This is a genomic window from Anatilimnocola aggregata, assembly GCF_007747655.1.
Lineage (GTDB): Bacteria > Planctomycetota > Planctomycetia > Pirellulales > Pirellulaceae > Anatilimnocola > Anatilimnocola aggregata.
On the sequence record NZ_CP036274.1, the window covers coordinates 5,457,510 to 5,480,517 of the forward strand.

Annotated in this window: 21 protein-coding genes; 8 read left to right on the top strand and 13 right to left on the bottom strand. The window is 57.8% G+C overall.

Going from position 1 to position 23,008, the window contains the following annotated elements; translation table 11 throughout:
• Positions 1-67 precede the first annotated feature (67 nt).
• Positions 68-1,351, top strand: coding sequence for a right-handed parallel beta-helix repeat-containing protein (locus ETAA8_RS20360; protein ID WP_202921131.1), 1,284 nt, complete (start codon positions 68-70; stop codon positions 1,349-1,351).
• Here the strand turns inward: ETAA8_RS20360 and ETAA8_RS20365 are convergent.
• The 4 genes from ETAA8_RS20365 to ETAA8_RS20380 all read right to left on the bottom strand — a co-directional run bounded on the left by ETAA8_RS20365 (position 1,338) and on the right by ETAA8_RS20380 (position 5,875).
• Complete coding sequence (locus ETAA8_RS20365) at positions 1,338-2,711, bottom strand: sulfatase-like hydrolase/transferase (RefSeq protein ID WP_145092518.1); 1,374 nt, start codon at positions 2,709-2,711, stop codon at positions 1,338-1,340. The two genes, ETAA8_RS20360 and ETAA8_RS20365, sit on opposite strands and share 14 nt — an antisense overlap.
• A gap of 2 nt (positions 2,712-2,713) precedes the next feature.
• Positions 2,714-4,099 (bottom strand): sulfatase family protein, encoded by a 1,386-nt coding sequence (locus ETAA8_RS20370; RefSeq protein ID WP_145092522.1) that lies wholly within the window; start codon positions 4,097-4,099, stop codon positions 2,714-2,716.
• Positions 4,100-4,221: 122 nt separating this feature from the next.
• Positions 4,222-5,511 carry a tRNA (N(6)-L-threonylcarbamoyladenosine(37)-C(2))-methylthiotransferase MtaB gene (gene mtaB, locus ETAA8_RS20375; protein WP_145092526.1) on the bottom strand — a complete coding sequence of 430 codons (1,290 nt, stop codon included), beginning with the start codon at positions 5,509-5,511 and terminating at the stop codon, positions 4,222-4,224.
• Positions 5,512-5,524: 13 nt separating this feature from the next.
• Entirely contained in the window at positions 5,525-5,875 is a 351-nt protein-coding gene (locus ETAA8_RS20380; protein ID WP_145092529.1) for an ATP-dependent Clp protease adaptor ClpS, read from the bottom strand.
• A 92-nt stretch (positions 5,876-5,967) separates the two neighbouring features.
• Here ETAA8_RS20380 and ETAA8_RS20385 point away from each other — a divergent pair, with 92 nt between their 5' ends.
• Both ETAA8_RS20385 and serS read left to right on the top strand, forming a co-directional pair.
• The gene (locus tag ETAA8_RS20385) at positions 5,968-7,389 is read left to right on the top strand and encodes a dipeptidase (RefSeq protein WP_238397440.1); all 1,422 of its coding nucleotides are present in this window, start codon (positions 5,968-5,970) and stop codon (positions 7,387-7,389) included.
• Between the two features lie 115 nt (positions 7,390-7,504).
• Positions 7,505-8,794: a serine--tRNA ligase gene (serS, locus tag ETAA8_RS20390; RefSeq protein WP_145092532.1), complete on the top strand. Its 1,290-nt coding sequence runs from the start codon at positions 7,505-7,507 to the stop codon at positions 8,792-8,794.
• Positions 8,795-8,804: 10 nt separating this feature from the next.
• On the opposite strand, the gene ETAA8_RS20395 is transcribed toward serS, so the two are convergent.
• From ETAA8_RS20395 to ETAA8_RS20430, 8 genes are all read right to left on the bottom strand, one after another.
• Complete coding sequence (locus tag ETAA8_RS20395) at positions 8,805-9,635, bottom strand: class I SAM-dependent methyltransferase (protein WP_145092535.1); 831 nt, start codon at positions 9,633-9,635, stop codon at positions 8,805-8,807.
• 89 nt (positions 9,636-9,724) lie between these two features.
• Positions 9,725-10,813, bottom strand: coding sequence for a flagellar biosynthesis protein FlhB (flhB, locus tag ETAA8_RS20400; RefSeq protein WP_145092538.1), 1,089 nt, complete (start codon positions 10,811-10,813; stop codon positions 9,725-9,727).
• Between the two features lie 6 nt (positions 10,814-10,819).
• Positions 10,820-11,632 carry a flagellar biosynthetic protein FliR gene (locus tag ETAA8_RS20405; protein ID WP_145092541.1) on the bottom strand — a complete coding sequence of 271 codons (813 nt, stop codon included), beginning with the start codon at positions 11,630-11,632 and terminating at the stop codon, positions 10,820-10,822.
• Between the two features lie 9 nt (positions 11,633-11,641).
• Complete coding sequence (fliQ, locus tag ETAA8_RS20410) at positions 11,642-11,920, bottom strand: flagellar biosynthesis protein FliQ (RefSeq protein ID WP_145092544.1); 279 nt, start codon at positions 11,918-11,920, stop codon at positions 11,642-11,644.
• Between the two features lie 89 nt (positions 11,921-12,009).
• Positions 12,010-12,885: a flagellar type III secretion system pore protein FliP gene (gene fliP / locus ETAA8_RS20415; RefSeq protein ID WP_145092547.1), complete on the bottom strand. Its 876-nt coding sequence runs from the start codon at positions 12,883-12,885 to the stop codon at positions 12,010-12,012.
• The gene (locus ETAA8_RS20420) at positions 12,878-13,738 is read right to left on the bottom strand and encodes a FliO/MopB family protein (RefSeq protein WP_145092551.1); all 861 of its coding nucleotides are present in this window, start codon (positions 13,736-13,738) and stop codon (positions 12,878-12,880) included. Before ETAA8_RS20420 ends, fliP begins: the two co-directional genes overlap by 8 nt.
• A 127-nt stretch (positions 13,739-13,865) precedes the next feature.
• On the bottom strand, positions 13,866-14,510 hold the full coding sequence (gene fliN / locus ETAA8_RS20425) for a flagellar motor switch protein FliN (protein WP_145092555.1): 645 nt from the start codon (positions 14,508-14,510) through the stop codon (positions 13,866-13,868).
• Positions 14,511-14,587: 77 nt separating this feature from the next.
• Positions 14,588-15,277 (bottom strand): flagellar basal body-associated FliL family protein, encoded by a 690-nt coding sequence (locus ETAA8_RS20430; RefSeq protein ID WP_145092558.1) that lies wholly within the window; start codon positions 15,275-15,277, stop codon positions 14,588-14,590.
• Positions 15,278-15,417: 140 nt separating this feature from the next.
• Between ETAA8_RS20430 and ETAA8_RS20435 the strand changes: the two genes are divergently transcribed.
• From ETAA8_RS20435 to ETAA8_RS20455, 5 genes are all read left to right on the top strand, one after another.
• Positions 15,418-15,987, top strand: a complete 570-nt coding sequence (locus ETAA8_RS20435; RefSeq protein WP_145092561.1) for a hypothetical protein — start codon at positions 15,418-15,420, stop codon at positions 15,985-15,987.
• A gap of 11 nt (positions 15,988-15,998) precedes the next feature.
• Entirely contained in the window at positions 15,999-16,937 is a 939-nt protein-coding gene (locus ETAA8_RS20440) for an HTTM domain-containing protein (RefSeq protein ID WP_145092564.1), read from the top strand.
• Positions 16,934-18,145, top strand: coding sequence for a Tm-1-like ATP-binding domain-containing protein (locus tag ETAA8_RS20445; RefSeq protein ID WP_145092567.1), 1,212 nt, complete (start codon positions 16,934-16,936; stop codon positions 18,143-18,145). The genes ETAA8_RS20440 and ETAA8_RS20445 overlap by 4 nt, the downstream gene beginning before the upstream one ends.
• 27 nt (positions 18,146-18,172) lie before the next feature.
• Complete coding sequence (locus ETAA8_RS20450; protein ID WP_145092570.1) at positions 18,173-18,415, top strand: hypothetical protein; 243 nt, start codon at positions 18,173-18,175, stop codon at positions 18,413-18,415.
• A 77-nt stretch (positions 18,416-18,492) separates the two neighbouring features.
• Positions 18,493-21,639, top strand: a complete 3,147-nt coding sequence (locus tag ETAA8_RS20455; protein WP_145092573.1) for an efflux RND transporter permease subunit — start codon at positions 18,493-18,495, stop codon at positions 21,637-21,639.
• Positions 21,640-21,657: 18 nt separating this feature from the next.
• On the opposite strand, the gene ETAA8_RS20460 is transcribed toward ETAA8_RS20455, so the two are convergent.
• Complete coding sequence (locus ETAA8_RS20460; RefSeq protein WP_145092576.1) at positions 21,658-22,848, bottom strand: M24 family metallopeptidase; 1,191 nt, start codon at positions 22,846-22,848, stop codon at positions 21,658-21,660.
• Positions 22,849-23,008: the final 160 nt, after the last annotated feature.

Sequence of the window (23,008 nt, forward strand, 5' to 3'; positions counted from 1 at the left end):
AAAGACGCTATTATCGCGATTGGCAGCTGACGTGAAACAAAAATTATCCCTGGCAGAGAAAACGATTATGTCTCAGCGCATTGGCTTCATCGTCTTGGCCGTCGGCCTATTCCTGCTCGCCGGATACGGTTGGTTCGGAAGCCCCGCTACCATACCGCTTCAGCAAGCCCGAGCTCAAGATCGCGCGGAACCTCGAATTGCCCTGCCAGGGGCGCGGCCGGTGATCGAAGCGATCCATTTTCCATCGCTGCAGGCAGCGATTGACGCCCTGCCTGCACAGGGCGGGGTCGTTCGTTTGCCACCTGGCACGTTCGAAATCACGCGGCCATTGATCATCTCTCACTCCGACGTCCTGCTCACTGGTGCCGGTACGGCCACCCACATCAAGAATGTAAATACCGCGGGTGAACCAGCGCTCGTTATCGAACACCCGGATGGCGAGAAGGTGAAGGCCGACGAGAAGCTGTGGCGCGTCATGCTGAGTAACTTCCGCATCACTGGCAATCCGAAGAGTGGTGACGGCATCGAAGCTGTGCTGGTGAACGAGATCTTCATCCAAGGCGTGACCGTCAGCTATCACGGCGGCGATGGGATCAAGCTCGATCGCTGCTACGAAGACCCGCGCGTGAACGACTGCTTGATTACCTACAACAAGCAGACCGGGCTCAGTGTGCCGGGCTGTCACGACATTGTCGTGTGCGGCAATCAGTTCGAAGAAAATATGGATGCTGTGCATTGCTTCGATGCCTTCAATCTCTGCTTTACCGGCAATTGCATCGACGATCACTTGGGCGATGGTGTTGTGATCGAGAACACTTACGGCTCGGTCCTCGCGGGCAACATGATCGAAGAGTGCGAAGGCCGCGGCATTGTCCTCGCGCGAGATTGCTATGGCATCACGCTCTCGGCCAATGTGATTGCCCACAATGGCGGTGGCATCGACCTGATGGACGCTCACGGCTGCTCGGTCTCGGCCAACACGTTCGTCCTGCTAAAGCCGCCGCCGATGAAAGATGGAGTAGCGCAACCGCAACTCGATACGCGCTGCTTAAAACTCGGCCGGGATAGCAGCCGAATCGCCGTCTCCGGCAACAGTTTTTGCGATAGCTACATCGGCGAAGGGGCGGTCAAGCGAAAGGTGAACGATCAACTGGCCGGTGGCATCGTGCTCGACGGCACGCGCGACGTGAATATCTCGGGCAACACTTTTTCCAGCGTACCCAAGGCCATCGAAGTGGGCGAATTGCCGAACTCCAGCATTCTGTTCGGCAACAATCTGCTCACTGACGCCCCGAGTGAGCACGAGCAACTGCCGAAGACGGGCGTCAACAACAATCTCACTTCGCCATAGGCAACTTGGGAAGCGACTTTTTCCAAGCTGATAGTTTTTCGCCCATCTCGACGGCACGCTCGAGTTCAAACTTCACTTCGTTAAGCATTTCCGTTTCTCGCGCCAGGTTGTAGAGCTCAGCTCCGCTACCATCGGCTTGCATCAACAACTTCCAGCCATTGTGCAGCATTGCTAGGGGTGGGCTTCGATCCGCTCCAGCCGGGTACTTAAAGCTGGTTTCGTTTCTTCCGTACTCCCAATACAGCGGTTGCTCGCGCGGAATAGGTTTGCCGAAAAACGACGAGACCATGTTTTCGCCATCCAGCTTGAGCTTGGGCGGAATCTGTGCCTGGGCGATATGCGCTAATGTGGGGAGCAGATCGATTCCGCATAACACCGATTGATTGTCGACTACTGTCGCTGGCACCTGTCCTGGCCAGCGGACGATCAGCGGCACACAGAGGCCGCCTTCGTACAGACTCAACTTGCTTCCCCTCAGTTTGCTGCCGCCGCGAATCTTGGTCGTTCGTCGCGCCTGAAACGTGGGGAGCGGGCCGTTGTCGGAGAGAAACAGGAGGAGGGTGTTTTTCGGGAGACCATCCATCAGGCGGCCGATCTGCCAGTCCATTTCCGTGAGCACGCGTTCGAGCTTTTTAGGAGTGGCACCCATCGCCTCTGCTTTGCCGGGAATGGGCTCGGGAACCCACGGTGTGTGCGGATCGTCGAGCCACAAGTTGACGAAGCAAGGCTGATTGGGATGTTTCGCAACAAACTCCAGCGTGCGATCGACGAAGAACTTCGTCCTGTCCCAGCGTTTCACTTCATCCTTGTCGGACCAGATCCAATTGGTTGCCGTAATTTTGGGATGAGGTTCCGGGCTCTCATAAGTGCCGATGCCGACGTCGTACCCATACTCGGCAAACTTCGGTGGATTCACCACATCGCGACCGCCGCCGAGATGCCACTTCCCCACGTGAGCCGTGGCATAGCCGGCACCCTTCAGGATTCTCGGCAATGACGGTGCAACTGGATCGAGAAAGTCCGCCTGTTCACATTCACGATTTCCTTTCCGCTCCTGCAAAAAGCTCGTGATGTTCCAGCGGGCTGGATACTGCCCGGTGATGATACCGCACCGCGCGGGGGAACAGATTGGTGCGGGGCTGTAGTACTGCGTGAAGCGGGTTCCGTCGCGCGCCAATCGATCGAGGTTCGGCGTCTCGGCAATATCGCCACCGTAGCAACTCAGATCGCCCGGCCCCAGATCATCGGCCAGGACAAGCACAATGTGAGGCTGCGGTTCGGCTGCATGGCTCGCGTGAACGAAGATCGAACCCAGCGCAACGACGGCAATAATGATGGCAATCGTAAGTCGGCGCTGCATCTTTATTCACTCGCTTTGGCTTGGCCCGCCGGGCGCTGATTGGCTTTGATCTCGGCGAGATGCTTTTCGGCGGCTGTTTTCAATCGCTCTACAATTTCAGGATTTTCCGCAGCCACGTTCGTGGTTTCGGCCAGGTCTTTGGTCAGGTTGTACAGCGAAGGACCGACAAGTGCTTCCCCTTTTTTCTTCTTGTTTCCCAGGGCCGGAATTCCACCCAGGAACAGTTTCCATTCGCCAGTGCGGATACCCACGAGTTGACTGCCACCGTTGAAATAAAGGTGCGTATCGCGAACCGCCGGCGCATCTTTGGTAAACATTAGCGAGGTGATATCGCGGCCATCGAGCACGCGGTCGGTTGGCACTTGAGCACCCACAATCTTCGCGAGTGTGGGAAGCATGTCGATGTTCCCAGCAATTTGATTGCAGCTGCTGCCAGCTTCAATCTTTCCCGGCCAGCGCATGATGCAGGGCTCGCGCACACCACCTTCGAACGACGTTCCCTTATTACCTCGCAACGGCGCGGCAGTTCTGGCTGCGGGGCCATTGTCCGACGTAAAGATCACCAGCGTGTTGTCGTCGAGCTTCAGCTCTTGCAGCGTTTGCATGATCTGTCCGACGGACCAATCGATCTCTTCGATAGTGTCACCGATGAGTCCCATTTTGCTCTTTCCCTTGAAATCGGCTGAGGCAAAGAGGGGGAAGTGAATCATGCTGTGCGGCAGGTAGAGGAAGAACGGATTATCCTTTTGCTCGCGAATGAGCTTGACCGCTTCTTCGGTATAGCGCTTTGTCAGTTGCGATTGATCGGGCTCGGTCTCGACGATCTTGTCGTCTCTCATCAGCGGCAGAGGTGGGAAGTTAGGCCTGGCCGGTTTCTGGCCCATGTCGTTGCTGTAGGGAATGCCAAAGTACGAATCGAAGCCTTGCTTCGTCGGCAAGAACTCGGGCTGAAAACCCAAGTGCCACTTGCCGATCGCTTTGGTTGCGTATCCCTTTTGCTTGGCAATATCACCCAGCGTGACTTCGTCGGGATGCAACCCGACCGTGCTATTAGGAAACAGCACACCCGGCACCGACACCCGCACGTTGTAGCAACCCGTCATCAGGCATGCCCGCGACATGGAGCAGACAGGCGTGGCATAAAACGAAGTGAACTTCATCCCCTCCTTGGCAAACTTGTCCAGGTGCGGCGTCTTCACCTCGGTGTTGCCGAACGGGCCGATATCGGCATAGCCCATGTCATCGATGAAGATCAAAATCACGTTGGGCGATCTGCCAGAACTCGACTGCTCGGCACCGGTGGCCAGCAGCGTGAACGCAGATACCCAGGCTGCGATAAGTGCCAGGAAAGTGCAGCACGGAATAGACCTGAAGAGAAGTTTGGGCATTGATTCACCGAGGGGAAGAAGGAGAGGTATAGGTGGGCTGAAGTATCCGCCACCGGAAAACGCCGGTCAACTCTCGCCCCGGCCAGTTTGCCTGTACCGCATCTTGCAAATGCGTTGCCGCGCTAGGAAGCGTCGGCTGGCAAGCGGGCGATAATGCGTCCGTCGCGAACGTCATGGCCAATGGCGTCGACCAGCGTGCTGGGCTGCAAGCCTTCGGCTTCGATCTCAACGGGAGCATAACGGCAGGAGGTGCCGGCGAAGCCATGGGGCAGGTATTCACTCTGGCCTTCGATCATCACCTGCAGTTGACGGCCCAGCAGGCTGCGGTAGTAGTCGTCTCGCACTTCCGCGGCGACTGTTTCCAAGTGATCGAGTCGCTCTTGCTTCACTTCGTGCGAAACTTTGTCCGGCATGTCGTAAGCCGGCGTTCCTTTCCTCGCGCTGAATGGGAAGATGTGAATCTTTGAGAAGCCGCAGTCGCGCACGACCTGACAAGTGGCAGCAAAATCGTCTTCGGTCTCGCCCGGAAAACCGACGATCACATCGGTCGATAGCCCGGGCTGATCGAGCGACTCGCGCACCAACCGGCAGCGATCAACAAACAGCTTGCTCCCCCAGCGGCGCTTCATTCGTCGCAGCACGGCATCGGAGCCACTCTGCAGGCAGATGTGCAAGTGAGGAGCAATCTTGCCGGGATTTTCAGCCATCACACCGATCAGGTCGCGGGTGACTTCAGTCGCTTCGATGCTCGATAGACGAATGCGAAACTCACCGGGAACCTTGCACAATGTGCGCACCAGCGTTGCCAGTCGCAGCCATTCCTCGCGCGGCCTATTGTGATTGAGTTCGACACCGTAGTGCCCCAGATGCACGCCGGTGAGGATGATCTCGCGGTGGCCGTTGTCGACCAGGCGGGCCACTTCGTCGCGAATGTGTTCGAGCGGCCGGCTGAAAACATTCGGGCGCACATAGGGAATGATGCAGTAGCTGCAGCGGAGCAGGCAGCCATCTTGCACTTTTACATAGGCCCGCTTGCGACCGGTGAACCGCGAAATGCCAGTGGGGATATCGACCACGCCGAACCTGCCGAGCAAATCGGGAATCTCCCGCTTGTCGGTCACCACTTCGCTGACGTTCGGCAGCGAGGCGACTTCTTCCGGCGCTCGCGTAGCATAACAACCCATCACCACGATGCGTGTTTGGGGATTATCGCGCGCCAACTTGCGGATGACATGCCGACTCTTGCTATCGCCTTCGGCAGTCACGGTGCAGGTATTCACCACACAGAGATCTGGCGCTTCATCGTCGGCCGCATCGTGATAGCCAATCCTGCGCAGCCCTTCGCGCACCAGTTCGGTTTCGTACTGGTTGACTTTGCAGCCGAGAGTGATGGTTTTTAACGAAGCGGGCATTGTGGGGGATGTTCTAGCCTTCCACCGGCTCAATCGTCGAGGACATGCTCCCCTTGCAGCGGGCGATGAGCTTGTCAGCACCGAAGGCGTGGATCTGCTCGCGCTTTAGTTCGGCGTGCTCGCGCGTGGTGGTCAGGCAGATGGCTTTGCCCAGCTTGTCGACCTGCTCGGCGATTTTGAAGCCCTTTTCGACCGGGTAGCCGAATAAGTCCTTCATCATCTCGATGACATATTCGTACGAATGGTCTTCGTCGTTCCACAGAATGACGTTATAGCGGGGCTGACGCTTGGGGCGTTTGCGCTTGTCGGTCTGGTCTTCCTGCTCGGGTTCGGCGACTGCTGCGGCGTGTTGATGCTCGGACAAGGGGAGCCTCCTGCGAAGTTCGTCCGCGGGTTGACCGGGAATAGGCGAGGCGAACTAGACGCATTATATTGCCCGGTCGGCAAAGAGGCGAGATGCTGTCGCCAATCGGTGGGAGAAAGGGCCAGGGCTGCGAAAACATGGATGACGTGCTGAAATATCTCGATGCGGATCGCGACCAATGCCAGCGCGACCTGTGCGAGTTGCTTGCCATTCCTAGCGTGGCGGCCGATTCGAAGTATCATCCCGACGTTCGCCGGGCTGCAAGTTGGGTCGCGGGGCAGTTTCAATCGTTGGGGTTGAAGACCGAGCAGATCGAAACTATTGGCCAGCCCTTGATTTATGCCGAAAGTCCCGCGGTGGCCGGGGCTCCAACCGTGCTGGTCTATGGCCACTATGACGTGCAGCCCGCCGATCCGCTGAACGAATGGATTTCGCCCCCGTTCGAGCCCACAATTCGTGCTGGCAACATCTATGCCCGCGGGGCGACCGACGATAAAGGGCAAATGCTGACCCACGTTCTCAGCGCTCGTGGCTGGCTTAAGAGCCGCGGGGAATTGCCGCTTCAGATCAAGTTTTTGATCGAAGGGGAAGAGGAGGTCGGCAGCAAAGGGCTGTATGACTTTTTAAAGCAGCCCGGGGCGAGCGAAAAGCTAAAGGCCGACATAGTCGTCATCAGCGATACTTCGCAATTTGGCCCCGGTCAGCCGGCCATCACCTATGGCCTGCGCGGCATCGCCTATTTCGAAATTCGCCTGAGCGGACCTAAGCAAGATCTGCATAGCGGCACCTTTGGCGGAGCGGTCACCAATCCACTTAATGCACTCAACTCGCTTCTTCACTCACTGCGAGATGCTGACGGTCGCGTGCAAGTTCCCGGTTTCTACGACGACGTGCTGCCATTGACCACGCGCGAGCGTGAGCAGTTTGCAGCACTCCCCTTCAGCGACGCGGCCTTCCAAGAACAACTGGGCGTGGAGGGACTGTTTGGCGAAACAGACTTCACGACGCTCGAACGCCGCTGGGCTCGCCCCACCTACGATGTGCATGGTTTGTGGGGCGGCTATCAGGGCGAAGGTGGCAAGACGGTGTTGCCCGCCAAGAGCGGCGCCAAGTTCAGCTTTCGACTGGTTCCCAATCAGGACCCGCAGAAGATCGCAGCCTCGCTTGAGAAGTTTCTCAAGGAACGCTTGCCCCCCGGCATCACAATGGAATTGATCTACATGAGTGGTGCCCCGGGTTGCGTGGTACCGCTCGACAGTCCTTACGTGGCCGCTGCAGAAAAGGCCATTGAAGGTGGCTTCGGTCGCCGCCCCGTCTTTATTCGCGAAGGTGGTTCGATTCCCATCGTCACCAACTTCAAACAACAACTGGGCATCGATACCCTGCTGCTCGGTTGGGGTCTCGATGACGACAATACACACAGCCCGAACGAAAAGTTCTGCCTGGCCGACTTCCACCGCGGCATTCGCGCCAGTGCCCGCCTGTGGCAAGAATTGGCAAGCATCAAGAAGTAATTGATTTAAGTAGCCCGACGCGTCAGCGAGGGTGATTCGTCGAACACAGTTCCCCCTCGCTGACGCGTCGGGCTCCATTAAAACCTGACACCTAACCTCTGGCCCCTTCCTCACCATGCTCGATCGCAAGTTCATCGTCGAAAACGCCGACAAGATCATCAAAAACTGCACGGACCGCGGTGTGACCTGCGATGTGCCGCGCTTGGTCGACCTTGAAACGCACCGCCGTCGCTGCTTGACCCAAGTCGAAGAGTTGAATCGTCAGGCGAACGACACTGCCAAACAAATCGGCAAGGCAGATCCTGCCACGCGCGAAACATTGAAGGAAGAAGGCCGCAAACTGCGCGATCTGAAGGATCAAGCGCAGGCGGAGCATGATCGACTCGAGACGCAGATTCACGCACTACAACTTACCATCCCCAATCTGACGCACCCGGCTGCACCGATTGGCGGTGAACACGATGCTGCCGAAGTGAAGCGCGGCATCACCCCGATTCGAAAGCTGGATTTCAAGCCACTCGATCACGTGGAGCTAGCCGAAAAGTATGACTTGATCGACTTTGAAGCGGGCTCGCGGACGACCGGGCACGGCTTTTACTTTTTGAAGAACGAAGCAGTGTTGATTGAACTCGCGCTGCAGCGTTATGTGCTCGACATCTTGATGCGCCACGGCTTTACGATCACCACCACGCCCGATCTGGCCCGCGACGAAATCCTCATTGGCATCGGCTTCAATCCTCGTGGCAGCGCCGAGACGCAGATTTACTCGATTGAGAACAGCGATCTCAGCCTGGTCGGAACTGCTGAAATCACGCTCGGGGGCATGTACTCGAAACAACTACTGACCGAAGAGCAATTGCCGATCAAGCTCTGCGGCATCAGCCACTGCTTTCGAACCGAGGCGGGTGCCCACGGCAAGGCAACGCGCGGAATCTATCGCGTACACCAGTTCACGAAGGTTGAAATGTTCGCCTTCACCGCGCCGGAAGAGAGCGACGCGACCCTCGAACAGCTGATGGCCATCGAGTGCGAAATTTTCGATGGCCTGGGCATTCCCTACCGCGTAATCGATACGGCCTCGGGCGATCTCGGCGGCCCCGCCTATCGCAAGTACGATCTCGAAGCGTGGATGCCTGGTCGCAACAACGGCCAGGGCGAATGGGGCGAAGTGACCAGCACGAGCAATTGCACGGACTATCAGTCGCGCCGCCTCGATGTTCGCTACAAGAAGAAGACCGAGAAAGGGACGCACTTCGTCCACACACTCAACGGCACAGCGGTCGCCATCAGCCGGGCGATGATCGCGGTGCTGGAGAACTATCAGCAGGCCGACGGAACGATTGCGATTCCCGATGCCCTGCGCACTTGGGTCGGCAAGGATCGGATTGTGCCGCGCGCACAATAGCCGCAGCGATTCAGCGTCGCACGAACACAAACTCATTGCAGCCGTGACCACGGCCACAGTCGGTGTGTTTTTCAATGCGAAAGCCAAGCGATTCGCAGTGCGCAATCACTTGCTGGGGACTTGCAACTTCGAAAGGCAGTCCCCCAACCCAATCGACGACGTCGTGCCAGGCCGACATGCCGCGGGTGCTTTTCTCGGCGTAATTTTGCCACGTGAATCCGGGTTTTCCCCGCAGCAAGTCGCGGAGCATCGTTGGCCCCCAAAGTCGCACGAACGCGGGATACAGCACTACCCAGCGGAGTGCGCGCGGCAACCGATTATACAGTTGCTTCACGCGCAGCCACGTTCGACTAGCCCGTCCCTGATCGTTGTAAAGTGCAATGAAGAGCGATCCATCGGGGGAGACAAGCGAGGCCGCGTTGTCGATGGCTGGCCACATCTGCCCCGTGTGATGCAATACGCCCCACGAGTAAGCAATATCGAAGGTACCAAGCCCGCCGAGATAGTCACGGTCGAGAATCGATCCTTGTTCGATTCTCCAGCGGTTGTCGTCAGCCGCATACCGGCGTTTAAGTTCCTGCGTGCAAGCGACCGACTGGGGATCGAAGTCGAACGAATGAACTACCGCGCCAAGTTGCCGGGCAGCGAGGCTAAAGAGTCCGCTGCCACAGCCAATATCAAGGAACGACTTTCCAGCCAGTGATTCGACACCGAGCATTGTCTGGAGAGATTCCCGTGCTCGCTCGATCCGCTGTGGTGTGAGCACTTGCAGGAATCGCTGCCAGTTCTCGCCAAAGGCAAATCGCTCACCCGCTTGAACTTCGCTTGCCTGATTGTTCAATGCGATGTTCCTCAACAGAATCTGAGCCACGGTACGAACATCGTGTTAAGGTACTCCCTGGCCAATTGGCTAGAGAGTTGGAACCGTGGCTAGGCGGCAGCCCGTTGGCCCGGGAGCTTCTTGCCCTTGAGCTGATAAATATAGCGAATCACTTCGGCCACTGCCGCGTATTGATCGGCGGGCACAGCTTCGTTCACTTCAACGGTGGCATACAGCGCGCGGGCCAGTTCTTTGCGTTCCACGACTGGAACTTGATTCTCGAGCGCTAGCCGGCGAATGCGCTGCGCCAGAACGCCAGCACCTTTGGCCAGCAGCACGGGGGCCGCCATTGTCTCTGGGTCGTACTTGAGGGCGATGGCCAGCTCGGTGGGGTTGGTGACAATGACATCGGCCTTGGGGACAACTTCACTCAGTCGATTGAGTGCCAACTGACGTTGTATCTGGCGACGGCGTGACGCAACCTGCGGATCGCCCTGTTGCGATTTGATCTCTTCACGCATTTCCTGGTGGCTCATCTTCAGGTCTTGCTCGTGCTTCCAATAAGCGTAGCCGTAGTCGAACACGGCTAGAATCAGCAGTGAGGCACCCACCTTCAAGCTGGTCCAGAACGTCACGCTGAAGAGGTACGTCGCGATTGGCCCCGCCTCTTGATCGGACAAGATCATCACTCGCTCACGCTCGCCCCACAAACTGATTCCAGCAACCGTCGAAATGAGCGCGACCTTGAGCAGACCAAAGCCCAGTTGCACCGCTGAGGTGGTCGAGAAGATCCGATTTGCGTTCGATAGCGGATTGATCCGCTGCCAATCCATGGCCAGCTTCTGAGGCAAAAACAAGAAGCCGACTTGCCCCAGGTTGACCAAGACGCCAGCCAGAACGAGCGTACCGAGAACGGGTAGCAGTGCCATGCCAACGTCGGCACTTAAGGTGACGATATGACTTAGAAATAAGTGCACATCGACACGCATCCAGGCTTCTCCCCCCAGATGCTCGCGGGTGATGCGGGCAAATGAGGTGGCCAGACCATTGCCGAGATACCACATGGCCAGCAAGCCAACGACGAGCATCGTCGCCGAGCCCAGATCCTGGCTTTTGACGACTTGCCCTTCCTCGCGCGCCTGCTGGCGACGATGCGGGGTCGCGTCGTGCTGTTTATCACCGTCGTCGTCGTCAGCCATGTCAACTTAGTGAGTTTGTTGTATCGCTGGACTGGTGTCCGTGATGACATCGCGCATGCGCTGTAGCACTCCACCAAGTTCCTCTTGAAACGTGATTGCCGCGGAGCCGATGGTGATGGCAATCATTAACGGAACGATGATGGCGTTGAAGTTCAAGCCGATCGCCACCGCGTTTAATTGCGGCAAAGTGCGGCTGATGAGTGCCACGACAAGCACGGCGAGGAAGAGCGCGACCATCACCGGGGCACTGGCGCGAATGCCCACGTGAAAGCTATGGGCAGTTACTTCGACGAGTGCCATCGGCAATTCGTCCGGCAACGTGGCTGCGCCAGGCGGCAGCCAAGTAAAGCTATCGAGCAAGGCAGCGAGGACCAGGCGATGGCCACCAAGCAAGAAGAACAAGGCGATTGCGACCGACTCGAGCAGCTGCGATAGGATGGGAACCGTTGTATCGAACGTGGGATTGGCGACATCGGCGAGTGAAAGCCCACTCATCTGACTGATGACCTGCCCGGCCAATTGCATGCCACTGAGCAGAATCATCACCGAGGTTCCGAGCGCGAGCCCGAGGATCATTTCGCGGGCCATCAGCAGCCCGAGCGCGCCCATGTTTTCGATTTCTGGTAGCTGATGTCCCCAATGCAAGGGCGCGATCAGAAATGCCACAGCAACTGCGAGAAAGGCCCGAATCTGAACCGGGATCGTGCTACCACCCAGGACGGGCAGCGTCATGATGAGCGCGCCAATGCGCGTCAGCACCAGAACGAAAATCAGGAACTGATTGAGGTAGAGCGTGAGTAGGGGAGAAAGCATCGTCATCCGAAGTCATCAGCCCCCCATCATCATTTTGGGAATGCCTGCAATCAGCGTTTCGCTGTATTCCATCAACCGTTGCACGAGCCAAGGCAAGCAGAGGAGCAAGCAGACAACCATCGCGACCAACTTGGGCACGAAGGCGACCGTTTGATCCTGCACTTGAGTGAGCGCTTGAGCGAGGCCAATGACCAGGCCAACCACCATGCCCACGATCAAGAGTGGAGCAGATAAAAGCAACGCCATGATGAGCGCTTGCTGGGCAAGCAGGACGGCATCGTCGGGAGTCATCATTTTTTGGGGCCTCGCCAACGATTAACCAGATACCGAGTCGCAACCGTCAAGAACATTAAAGTTAGCAAGCAAGAAGTTCCTCTTTGTCATCACCCTGTGCCGAAACTGCTCAGCAGCATGCTGACGATCAAAGTCCAGCCGTCGACGAGGACGAACAACAACAGTTTCAGTGGCAGCGAAATGATCACTGGTGGCAACATCATCATGCCCATCGAAATCGTCACGCTGGAAACGACCATGTCGAGAATGAGAAACGGCAAGTAAATCTGAAAGCCAATGAGAAATGCAATTTTCAATTCGCTCAGCATGAAGGCGGGCAGAATTGCCTGCAGCGGCACTTCGTCATACGATTGCGGCGGTTGACTGCGGCGCTGTTCGGCAGGCAAGTAGTCGTAGAACAGCCAAACATCGTCGCTGTTGCCCGCCAGTTCAATTTGGCGGCTCATGAATCGCTTGATCGGCATTACGCCAGCATTAAAAGCGTCTTCAGGATTCGTGATGCGACCTTCGGAATAAGGCTTGACCGCCTGCTGATAAACTTCGTTCCAGGTAGGTGTCATGACTAGCAGGCTCATGAAGAGCGCGAGTGCGGTCATGACCTGACTTGGAGGCAACTGTTGTGTACCAAGTGCCTGACGCAACAAACCAAGCACTACCACGATTCGCACAAAGCTGGTCGTCATCAGCAGAATGGCGGGAGCCAAACTGAGAATGGTCAGCAGCAGCATGATCTGCAACGAACCACTCAGCTTCTTCGGGCTGGTGAATTGTTCGGGTCCGCCGCGCAGCAGTTCCGTTACCGCATCAACGGCTGGCGCTTGGACGGTTGTGGCGTTGTCGCTGGCTTCGCCATCCATGGCAGTCGCCTGGCGCAGAGCGCTGCCAGAGTACTGTGCGCTGGCCTGGTCAGCAATGAATCCGACCAGCAGCAAACTGACTAGTAGCAAGCGAATGAACTTAACCATGCAAAGGCCTCCCTGGCTGCGGACGGGCAGCTGATTGAGTGGCCGATGACGGCGAGGTAGTTGGGCGAGCGGGACGAGGATCGGTATCGACAAAGCCGCGAGCGGGCTGACGTTCGAGTTCGTTAATCACCTGGCGAAAGGCCTGCGTCGAGCTGCCTTGCTTCGTCCGCCGACAGATCGAACTCAATCGCTCGACTTCGGTTGGTTCGGTGACTTCGCTCAGCGCTTCGGCGCTGCTGCCGGGAGTGATGGCGAGCAAAACCAGTTTGTTGCCAATCCGCACCAGGTGCATTTGTTGTCGACCTGCGAGCGGAGCCCAGCCAAGTTGCTCGACCACTTCTTTGGGCAATGGTCCCGCTGCTTTAGGCAGATATCGTTTCGATAGCCAGGCAACACACAAGAAGGCGGCCAGCACAAAGCCGAGACTTGCACCCACATTGGTCAACGCTCCCCAACCCGAAGCAGGTGTGCGAAGCAACGCCTTGTTCGTGGTACTGCCGCGCGGAGTCAATGCGATCGGCTGCGGAGCAATTGGATTCAGCTGCGCAGGTGCCTCGTGCATTGCGGGCTCAACGAACTGACCCGCGCGATGAGCAGGAGCGTAGTTCGGTGCTATTGGTTCATTCGAATTCAAGGCTACCGGGGCATTGCCGCCGGCAGTGTAATGCGAGCGAGCAGGGACAGCGCCTGTCGGCAAAGGTGCGGGAGTTACGCGGCTGGCTTGCAGTGCCGGAGCGCGAACTGCGCCATACTCTTCACCCATTGCCGATAGCGGGCAGCACCAACCGGCACCGCTCAACACAGCGGCGAGCAGAGCAGCGGCAATCGATGGTTGGTGACGAACTACGAGCATCCATGCTCTCCGCAAAATAAAAACTCAAGCTGGTGGCGGTCAGGTTCGATAATCGAGGTGGGATGGTCGGTGAATGAAGCAAATTGAGTCAGACATAAGTCTGCCGGCTCTTTCACGGCAAAGATTGTTACACGTCGTCGCTCGATAGCAACTCCGCCACGCGAACGCAGAAGTTGTCGTTGAGCACCAAGACTTCACCGCGGGCAATCAAGCGGCCATTGACGTAAACGTCGACCGGATCTCCCGCCAGCTTATCGAGCGGAACAACGGCTCCGCGTTTAAGCTTGAGGACGTCTTCCAAATACATTTGCGTCCGACCGAGTTCGATGCGCACATCGAGGTCGACGTCGCGAAGCAATTCCAGGGTGGCCTTCTCGCCTGAGGCTGGGCTACCGCCGAAATCGCGGAACTCAAAGGGCTGGATGCCGCTGATTGCGGGATCGACGGGTTGATCGACCGAAGCAATCGCTTGCTCGGCCTGATTTAGCAGATATTGAATATCGTCGCCGACGTTGCCAATGGGTTGCTTGGCTTTCGGTGCCGAACGATTGGCCGGTGCGGGAGGGGCCATGGTCGCTGTGGCAGTTTCCGCAGTCGGTCGCTGTGCAGGAGCTTGCTTGAGGAGCGCTTCGATTTCGCTCTGGCCGATGGTCGCACTGGCAGCAGCCGGATTGGGCACGGCCGGCGGCGGAGTATGACCAGCAACTTGCTGCGCCTGGCGAAGCAGATCTTCGATTTCGTCCTGTGAGACTTTTTCGCTATCGCTGGCCATCGGATTCCTTTCCTGCTGGCTGGCCGTCAATCCTTGACGAGCTGCACGCGAACTATCCTCATCAGCGAGACAGAGATTTACTGTTCGATGAACGAGAACTCGCTGAACACGACATTCCTGAGAAGGGCGTGCCCCAGTAGGTCGTTACTTTTCGCCAAAATGCGCCGTTTAATCAAGCCCAAACCGGGATCGGTCAGGTCGCTCATCTGCGCATTGCGAATCTCAAAAATGATCTGGTCGCGCATCCGGTGTTGGTTTTTCTCGAGCAAATGCGAGACTTCGCCACTATCAGCATCGTCGACGGTGGCGACCAAATGAAAGTTTACTCGGAGGGTCACATTGCTAGCAGGCTCGTGAACCATGAGGTTGAACTTGCCCAGTTCCACTTCCACTTCGCCGCCGGTACCGGATCCCGCTGGAACTTTGGCAGTGCTGGCTCCGTGGCCACCCCCGTGACCGCCTCCATGTCCGCCGCCACCATGTGCAGCGGCTTTCGCCGCCGGTTTGGCTGCGTGTGCATCCTTCTTGGCATGGCTGCTAGCTCCATGCGCATCCTTCTTCGCGTGGCCGTCGTCTTTTGCCCCATGCGCATCGTGTGCGCCGTGGTCGTCTTTTTTCGGCTCACCGTGCGCATCGGCTGCAGGCACGTCATGCGACTCCAGCCGCGCTTGCACGTCGGCCGCGCTGGGAATGAGCATGTAGGCGAGAACACATTCCGTCAGAATGACGATCGCAACAAGGGCAGTGACGAGAATCGGCTTGACCATGGTTCTTGTCCGACGGGAATACTGAAAAACAACGTAGCTAAGCAAACGTAGGTTGCGGCCAGCGAGCGCTCTATATTGAAGCTGTTAGCGAACCTGTTCTTGGCGGCAATGCACGACTACCTGTAACACTTGTAACGATCATGACGAAGCGGTTTCCGACTATTACCACGTTGCGATATGCGGCCATCAACGGCCTGATCGCCGTTTTCATCCTGCTGATGGTGCTGCAAGGCATGCCACTCAACATGCCGGCCGCCACGGTCCACGCGCGTCTGACAGCAGACTGGCTCGGCATTGGGAGCGGTGCGTGGGACATGTACGCCCCGGTTCCCGATCGGCAGAATCATCGCTTGTCGGCTGAACTGATGAGCAGCGAATCGCACGTCGTCGCCAGGTGGTCGTCGCCGGAATGGCGCAAGCAATCGGCCTATCAGCGTTTCTGGGGACATCGCTGGGCCGAGTACTACGACAATGTCTGGGGCAACAACAACGCCGCGCTCTGGCCCGCGCTGGCGCAACATGTGGCGGATCAACATGCGGTGAACTCGGCGCTGGGAAAGGTTCAGGATGATGAACCGCTGCGGCAAGTGAAACTAATCGCCGAAACGAAGGGCCTCGCTCCTCCCGCGGGCGAGCGCTGGCCAAAACCGGTCCCGCCTGAAGGGTACGACGATAACTGGGTTCTCTCTATCGAGCCGCTCCCCTTTTAACGAGTGACTCGATGAGTACCATCGCAGAATCTTGGGGCCGTTTCGCGGCCGGTTGGCAATCGTTCTTTCATGCCCGCATCGATGCACGGCGCACGGCAATTGTGCGCATCGGCTTTGCGGCGCTGATGTTGATGTATCTCGCAGTACTCTTTCCCGATCTGGACACCTGGTTCGGCCCTCACGGACTCTATCCGGCCGAGATTGACGAACAACGCAAACTGCCGCAGCAGTGGTCGCTGTTGCGCTGGATCAATCCCGAGGATCGTGATGCAAGCTTCTGGTTGCGCAGCTTCTTTTGGGCCAACATCGCCTGCGTATTGATGTTGCTGGTCGGCTTTGCTACTCGACTGAATGCCGTTGCCGTGTTTGTGCTGCTAGTCAGTTGGCAAAATCGCAACCAGGTAATCACCGAGGGAGAAGACGTGGTATTTCGCCTCGTCGGGTTCTATCTCATTTGGATGGAAAGCGGCCAAGCCTGGTCTCTTGATCGGCTGCTTTGGCATCGCAATCGCGATTGCTGCCCGTTGGTTCCCGCCTGGGGTCTGCGACTACTGCAGTTGCAAATGATGGTAATTTTTATGGCTGCCGGCCTGTTTAAGCTGGGGGGCATGGCGTGGCTCAACGGCACGGCTCTCTCGTATGTTGGTCGGCTGGACGACACCTTCGGGCGATTTCCGGTTCCTCACTTTTTGTTCGAGATTCCGCTGATTGCCCGGCTGATGACCTGGACCGTGCTCGCGGCCGAACTGCTGCTGCCGGGATTGTTGTGGTTCAAGGACACTCGCCGCTGGGCGCTCGGCGCGATCGTGCTGTTTCATCTGGCGAACGAATACGCCATGTTCCTGTTCCTGTTCCACTGGATCATGCTCGTGGGCTGGTCTACATTTTTGACCAGCGACGACCTGCAAGCGATCTCAAATCTCTTCCGCCGAAGAACCAACGGGCCATGACCATTTACGTTCTCGCCACGCTCGATACCAAGGGGCCCGAAGCGGCTCTCGTTTGTGCTCGACTGCGAGAACTCGATCTGCCAGTGACGCTCGTCGATACCGGTTGCCTCGGCGAACCGCTCACTAGTGCCGACATCTCGCGAGAAGCTGTCTTCACCGCCGGCGGCGTGTCGCTCAGCAACTTTCGCCAGCAGAACGATCGTGGCGCGGCCATCGCTGCTGCCGCGCGTGGGGTTGAAGTGCTCGTTCGCCGAGCCTGGGATGAAAAGCAACTCAGCGGCATACTGGCGATCGGTGGATCGGCTGGAACGACGATTGGCACTGCGGCCATGCGTGTCCTGCCGCTCGGCGTGCCGAAGGTCATGGTCAGCACGTTGGCGTCGGGGCAAGTCCGCTCGTACGTGCGCGACAAAGACATCCTGATGCTGAACTCGGTGGTCGATATTGCGGGCATCAATCGCATCAGCCGGCAGATTCTAAATGAAGCTGCTGCTGCAATTGCGGGGATGATTAAGTTCCGCCGCCGCGACGAAGCCGCCCAAGACCGGCCAGTGATCGCCGCGACGATGTTCGGCGTTACAACTCCCTGTGTGCAACATGCCCGCGAAATACTGGAACGCGCCGGCTACGAAGTGCTCGTGTTTCATGCGACTGGCAACGGCGGCGAGGCGATGGAGTCGCTGATTCGCGATGGTCTCATTGCCGGTGTGCTCGATATCACTACTACGGAACTGGCCGACGAACTCGTCGGCGGAATCCTCTCGGCCGGTCCCACTCGCCTCACAGCAGCGGGCGAGCGCGGCATTCCGCAAGTCATCTCCGTCGGCGCGCTCGACATGGTGAACTTCGGCCCGCGCGAAACAGTTCCCGCAAAGTTCGGTGCTCGTCAGTTCTATCAGCACAATGCCAACGTTACGTTGATGCGGACCACACCTGCTGAGAACACCGCGCTCGGAGAAGAAATCGGTCGCAAAGCAGCTGTTGCCAAGGGGCCGATCGAGATCATCCTGCCAAGGCAGGGCGTATCTGCTCTCGACCGTGCCGGCGGCCAATTCGACGATTCGGCTGCCCGCGAACAACTTTTTGCTGCCATCCACCAGCACTGCGGCGCAGTTCCCGTGACGGAACTCGACCACCACATCAACGATTCAGCCTTTGCGGAAGCGGCAACCGAGCGATTGCTTAGGATGTTGACGACGCGGGCGTAATGTCCCTCGCGGGAGAATGAATTCTAGATGTACACAATTCTCGTGGAGGTAGCTTTGGCCATCGCACTCTGGACCTGGGCTTATTGGGGACATCTTAAAACCAGCAAAGTGTCGCTCTTTTCGCTGTTCATGTTGATGGTCCTTATTTCATTGGAATTGATGGTGGCCATCGATCACTTGCGTTGGGCACGACCACCTTCCGACGGGGGTGAGGTGAAACTGACCATCAACAATGCCCCGAATTTCTCGCTGTTTGTCCCACTTGTGTAAGGTTCGCATCCCCCGGCCGGTAATCCCTCGCAGAAGCCATCCGTCTGCCAGCGCACCGCCTGCCGAGGACTCCAGTCATGTGGATCGTGCAACTCGCCCTGAAGCGTCCGTACACGTTCGTCGTCATGGCCCTGCTGATTGTCGTGCTCGGGGTAACGGCCATCCGCCAAATGCGGACCGACATTTTCCCTGAGATCGACATTCCCGTGATTACGGTCATCTGGACCTACAAGGGTATGGAATCGACCGAGGTCGAGCGGAGAATCACGACCTACAGCGAATACGCCATCAGCTCGAATGTGAACGACATCAAGCGGCTGGAGTCGCAGACTCTCAACGGCGTGGGAGTGATCAAGATTTACTTTCACCCCGGCGTCAACGTGGGCGTGGCGATGGCCCAAGTAACTGCGGTCACGCAATCGATTCGCGCTCTCATGCCGCCAGGCATTCAGCCCCCCGTGATCGTGCGCTACAACGCGTCGAGCGTGCCAATTCTCCAAATCAGCCTCAGTAGCGACACGATGTCCGAGGAAGAAGTCTACGACTACGGCCTGTACATCTTGCGTACCCAGCTGTCGACCGTGCAAGGCTTGACGATGCCAACTCCTTACGGTGGTCGCGAGCGGCAGGTGATGGTCGACCTCGATCCGCAGTTGCTGCAAGCCAAGGGCATTTCGCCCAAGGAAGTGGCCGACGCGATCAATGCCTATAACCTGGCCTATCCCACCGGCGTGGCGCGCATCGATACGCACGAATATCCGGTGGCACTGAATAACAGCCCGCTGACTCCGGCCTTGTTCAACGAGATCCCGATCAAGGTCATCAACGGAGCCACGGTCTACATGCGCGATGTGGCGCAGGTCCGCGATGGCAGCACTTCGCAAACGACCATCGTTCGTCGCAATGGTAGCCGCGGAGCGCTCGTCACTTTGCTGAAGAACGGCAATGCTTCGACGCTCGAGATTGTGAACCAGGTGAAGGCCAAGATGCCCGATATTCAGGCTTCCGCGCCAAAGAACCTGCGGGTGGAACTGCTGTTCGATCAATCGCTCTTCGTCACTGCCGCCATCGAAGGGGTGGTCGTCGAAAGTATCATCGCCGGGCTGCTGACTGCAGCGATGATCCTGGTCTTCCTTGGTAGTTGGCGCAGCACACTGATTGTGGCGGTCTCGATTCCGCTCGCGATTCTTTCGTCCATCGTCATGCTCTATCTGCTCGGTCACTCGCTGAACGTAATGACGCTCGGTGGCTTGGCCCTGGCAGTCGGCATCCTCGTCGACGACGCAACGGTCGAGATCGAAAACATCCATCGTAACCTGGGGCTCGGCAAACCGCTGCGACAGGCCATTCTCGATGGAGCGATGCAGATCGCGGGGCCGACGTTTGTGTCGACCCTGACGATCAGCATCGTGTTCGTGTCGGTGCTCTTCCTCGAAGGACCGCCGAAGTATCTCTTCACTCCGCTCGCGTTGGCTGTCGCGTTCGCGATGATGGCCTCGTACCTGCTTTCTCGCACAATCGTGCCCACGATGGTCGACTATCTGTTGCCCGCCGAACTGGCACACGGCCACGGAAATAGCAATGGCTTCTTTGGTCGCTTTCATAAGGGTTTCGAGCGTCTCTTTGAGCAATTTCGCAGCCTGTATGTCTCGCTGCTCGAATGGAACCTGCAGCATCGGTTCATCGTCTTCGCCGTCTTTGGGCTGATCGTGGTCAGCGGGTTTGTGGCCTTGCCGTGGGTCGGTCGCGACTTCTTTCCCACGGTCGATACCGGTCAGTTCCGCCTCCACGTGCGTGCTCCAGCGGGCACGCGCGTGGAGCAGACGGAACGCTACTTCACCCAAGTCGAAGAGGCGATTCGTGAGATCATTCCGCAACACGAAGTGGAACTGGTGCTCGATAACATCGGCTTGCCGAATCGCACCTATGCCATGGCCTTCGGCGATAGTGCCACGACCGGCATGGCCGACGGCGAAATCCTCGTCTCCTTGTCGCATCATCGTGCCAAGTCGACTCCGGACTACATTGCCGATCTGCGCCGCGAGTTGCCGGGCCGCTTTCCGCAGTTGGTCTTTTTCTTTCAACCGGCCGATATCGTCAGCCAGATTCTGAACTTCGGTTTGCCCGCGCCTATCGATATTCAAATTGCTGGTATGAACCGCGCCGAGAATCAGGCAATGGCCACGGAGATCGCCGGCCGGATTCGCCAGATTCAAGGTGTGCAAGACGTCCATTTGCACCAGGTGATGAACGTTCCCAAGTTTCAAATCACGGTCGACCAGACTCGGGCTCGCGAACTGGGACTCACCCAGCAAGACGTCGCCAATAGCTTGCTCGTTTCCCTTTCGGGCAGCGGGCAAGTGCAGCCCAACTATTGGGTCGATCCCAACATGGGCATTTCGTACCTCGTCGAAACGCGTACTCCCACGCACAAGCTCGACAGTGTCGATTCCATCGAGGCCCTGCCTTTGACTTCGCCCGGCAGTGGCGGCGTGCAACTTCTCTCGAATCTCGCCAAGGTCGAGCGGGGCGTAACGCCCGAAGTGGTGAACCACACGAACGTGCAGCCCGCGTTCGACGTCTATGCCAACGTGCAAGGTCGCGACCTTGGCAGTGTGGCCAGCGAAATCAATCGCGTGCTCGAGGAATTCCGCAGTCAGCTGAAACCCGGCAACACCATCAGCATGCGAGGCCAGGTCGAAAGTATGGAGTCGGCCTTCTTCCGGCTGGGGCTTGGGTTGGTGTTTGCTGCCGTGCTTGTCTACCTGCTGATGGTTGTGAACTTCCAAAGTTGGCTCGATCCGTTCATCATCATCACCGCCTTGCCCGGTGCCTTTGTCGGCATTGTCTGGTCGCTCTTTCTGTGGGATACCACCTTCAGTGTTCCTGCCCTGATGGGAGCGATCATGTCGATTGGTGTCGCTACCGCGAACAGCATTCTGCTAGTCACTTTCGCCAACGAACAACGGAGCGAAGGGAAGAACGCCTGGGATGCGGCCCTCGAAGCTGGCCGCACTCGCATGCGGCCCGTGCTGATGACCGCCGCTGCCATGATCATCGGCATGTTGCCCATGTCGCTCGGTCTCGGTGAAGGTGGCGAACAAAACGCTCCGCTCGGTCGGGCTGTGATCGGAGGCCTGTTGATCGCCACACTGACGACGCTGCTCTTTGTGCCGGTTGTCTATAGTTTGCTACGAACGGGAAAAGTTCAGGTTAGTGAGTGAACGGCTTCATACGAAGTGTCAGGAGTATTTGAGGATTGGCACGACACTGGTCTGCAACTCGCCGCCAGTGACGTGTACCTGGCTATCGGGGCCGACGAAGACATCGACTTCGCTCCGAATGCCGAACTCCGGCAGATAGATGCCCGGTTCGATCGAGAAACAGCAACGGGGCAATACCAGCCGGTCTTCGCGCGTTTCCAGGTTATCCATATTGGCACCGTTGCCATGCACTTCTTGGCCGATGCTATGCCCCAAGCGATGCACAAATTGCGGACCGTAGCCGGCGGCCGTAATCACCTGGCGGGCTGCATCGTCGACCTGCCAACCTGCCAGTGGTTCTTGCTTGGCGAATGCGTCGCGCACTTTAGCAATCGCCGCATCGCGGCCCGCGGAGACAATTTGAAACACCTGCTCGTACTTCGCCGGCACTTGCTCGCCCACGAAACCAACGCGAGTCAGATCACTGTAGACGGCCCGCGGCCGATTCATCTTGGCCCACAGATCGATCAGCACAAAATCGCCGTTCGTAATCGCCACGTCGGTTGCTGAACAGGTTTCGAAATGAGGATCGCCGCTGTGAGCATTCGCGCCGACGATCGGCGGATGATACGTCGTCAAGCCATGCTCGGCAAAGTGATTCATAATCAGCTGCTGCACTTTCGTTTCCAGCACGCTCCCCTTGGTCCGCACTTCGCTGGCGATGAACTTCCAAGCGCGGTCAAACGCGCTGTCCGTATGTTGGGCCGCCTCCAGATGCATCTGCCACTGTTCGTCGTCCCAGGTGGCTTCGAACCGTTGAATGAGATTTCCGGACGACAACACCTCTGCCCCTGTCGCCCGCACCACTTCCAACGTTCCCGCATCGACACGTGAGACATACGGATTTGCATTGCGGGGCGAATACTCCATCGCGACTCGCTTCGCCGTCGCCGCCAGCTTCGTCACGCCCGCATCCCACTCCTGCCACTTCAAATAAATGGTCTTCGCGCCCGGCAGATGATCGAGCATGCCGGGCTCAATGCGGTGCACCAACTTCTGCGGCTCGCCTTGCGCGGGAATGAGATAGTGCCAGCGCCGCGACCCCATTTGATCGTCGGGGATTCCCAGAATTCGCCGCGCGAGCACATTGCTGCCGCGAAAATCGCCGAGCAGCCAGGCGTCGAAGCCAAACTCACGTAGCGCGGATTGAATCGCAGCAATGTCGACCATAGGAGTACGTGCGGAATATGGATGGCTGAACAGGGATGAGAAGTTGCGTTCGGAGCCGCGATTGTAAGAGATTTTTGAGACCACCGCCTGCCTCACCCGGCTGACACGTTGCCGGCAATTTCCATCATTGGCTCCAGACCTTGAACAGGGCCGAAAAGGG

Coding starts and splice junctions, on each gene's coding strand:
- ETAA8_RS20360 (WP_202921131.1), top strand. CDS start 68: ATGTCTCAGCGCATTGGCTTCATCGTCTTGGCCGTCGGCCTATTCCTG.
- ETAA8_RS20365 (WP_145092518.1), bottom strand. CDS start 2,711: ATGCAGCGCCGACTTACGATTGCCATCATTATTGCCGTCGTTGCGCTG.
- ETAA8_RS20370 (WP_145092522.1), bottom strand. CDS start 4,099: ATGCCCAAACTTCTCTTCAGGTCTATTCCGTGCTGCACTTTCCTGGCA.
- mtaB (WP_145092526.1), bottom strand. CDS start 5,511: ATGCCCGCTTCGTTAAAAACCATCACTCTCGGCTGCAAAGTCAACCAG.
- ETAA8_RS20385 (WP_238397440.1), top strand. CDS start 5,968: ATGCTGTCGCCAATCGGTGGGAGAAAGGGCCAGGGCTGCGAAAACATG.
- serS (WP_145092532.1), top strand. CDS start 7,505: ATGCTCGATCGCAAGTTCATCGTCGAAAACGCCGACAAGATCATCAAA.
- flhB (WP_145092538.1), bottom strand. CDS start 10,813: ATGGCTGACGACGACGACGGTGATAAACAGCACGACGCGACCCCGCAT.
- ETAA8_RS20405 (WP_145092541.1), bottom strand. CDS start 11,632: ATGACGATGCTTTCTCCCCTACTCACGCTCTACCTCAATCAGTTCCTG.
- fliQ (WP_145092544.1), bottom strand. CDS start 11,920: ATGATGACTCCCGACGATGCCGTCCTGCTTGCCCAGCAAGCGCTCATC.
- fliP (WP_145092547.1), bottom strand. CDS start 12,885: ATGGTTAAGTTCATTCGCTTGCTACTAGTCAGTTTGCTGCTGGTCGGA.
- ETAA8_RS20420 (WP_145092551.1), bottom strand. CDS start 13,738: ATGCTCGTAGTTCGTCACCAACCATCGATTGCCGCTGCTCTGCTCGCC.
- fliN (WP_145092555.1), bottom strand. CDS start 14,510: ATGGCCAGCGATAGCGAAAAAGTCTCACAGGACGAAATCGAAGATCTG.
- ETAA8_RS20430 (WP_145092558.1), bottom strand. CDS start 15,277: ATGGTCAAGCCGATTCTCGTCACTGCCCTTGTTGCGATCGTCATTCTG.
- ETAA8_RS20435 (WP_145092561.1), top strand. CDS start 15,418: ATGACGAAGCGGTTTCCGACTATTACCACGTTGCGATATGCGGCCATC.
- ETAA8_RS20440 (WP_145092564.1), top strand. CDS start 15,999: ATGAGTACCATCGCAGAATCTTGGGGCCGTTTCGCGGCCGGTTGGCAA.
- ETAA8_RS20445 (WP_145092567.1), top strand. CDS start 16,934: ATGACCATTTACGTTCTCGCCACGCTCGATACCAAGGGGCCCGAAGCG.
- ETAA8_RS20450 (WP_145092570.1), top strand. CDS start 18,173: ATGTACACAATTCTCGTGGAGGTAGCTTTGGCCATCGCACTCTGGACC.
- ETAA8_RS20455 (WP_145092573.1), top strand. CDS start 18,493: ATGTGGATCGTGCAACTCGCCCTGAAGCGTCCGTACACGTTCGTCGTC.
- ETAA8_RS20460 (WP_145092576.1), bottom strand. CDS start 22,848: ATGGTCGACATTGCTGCGATTCAATCCGCGCTACGTGAGTTTGGCTTC.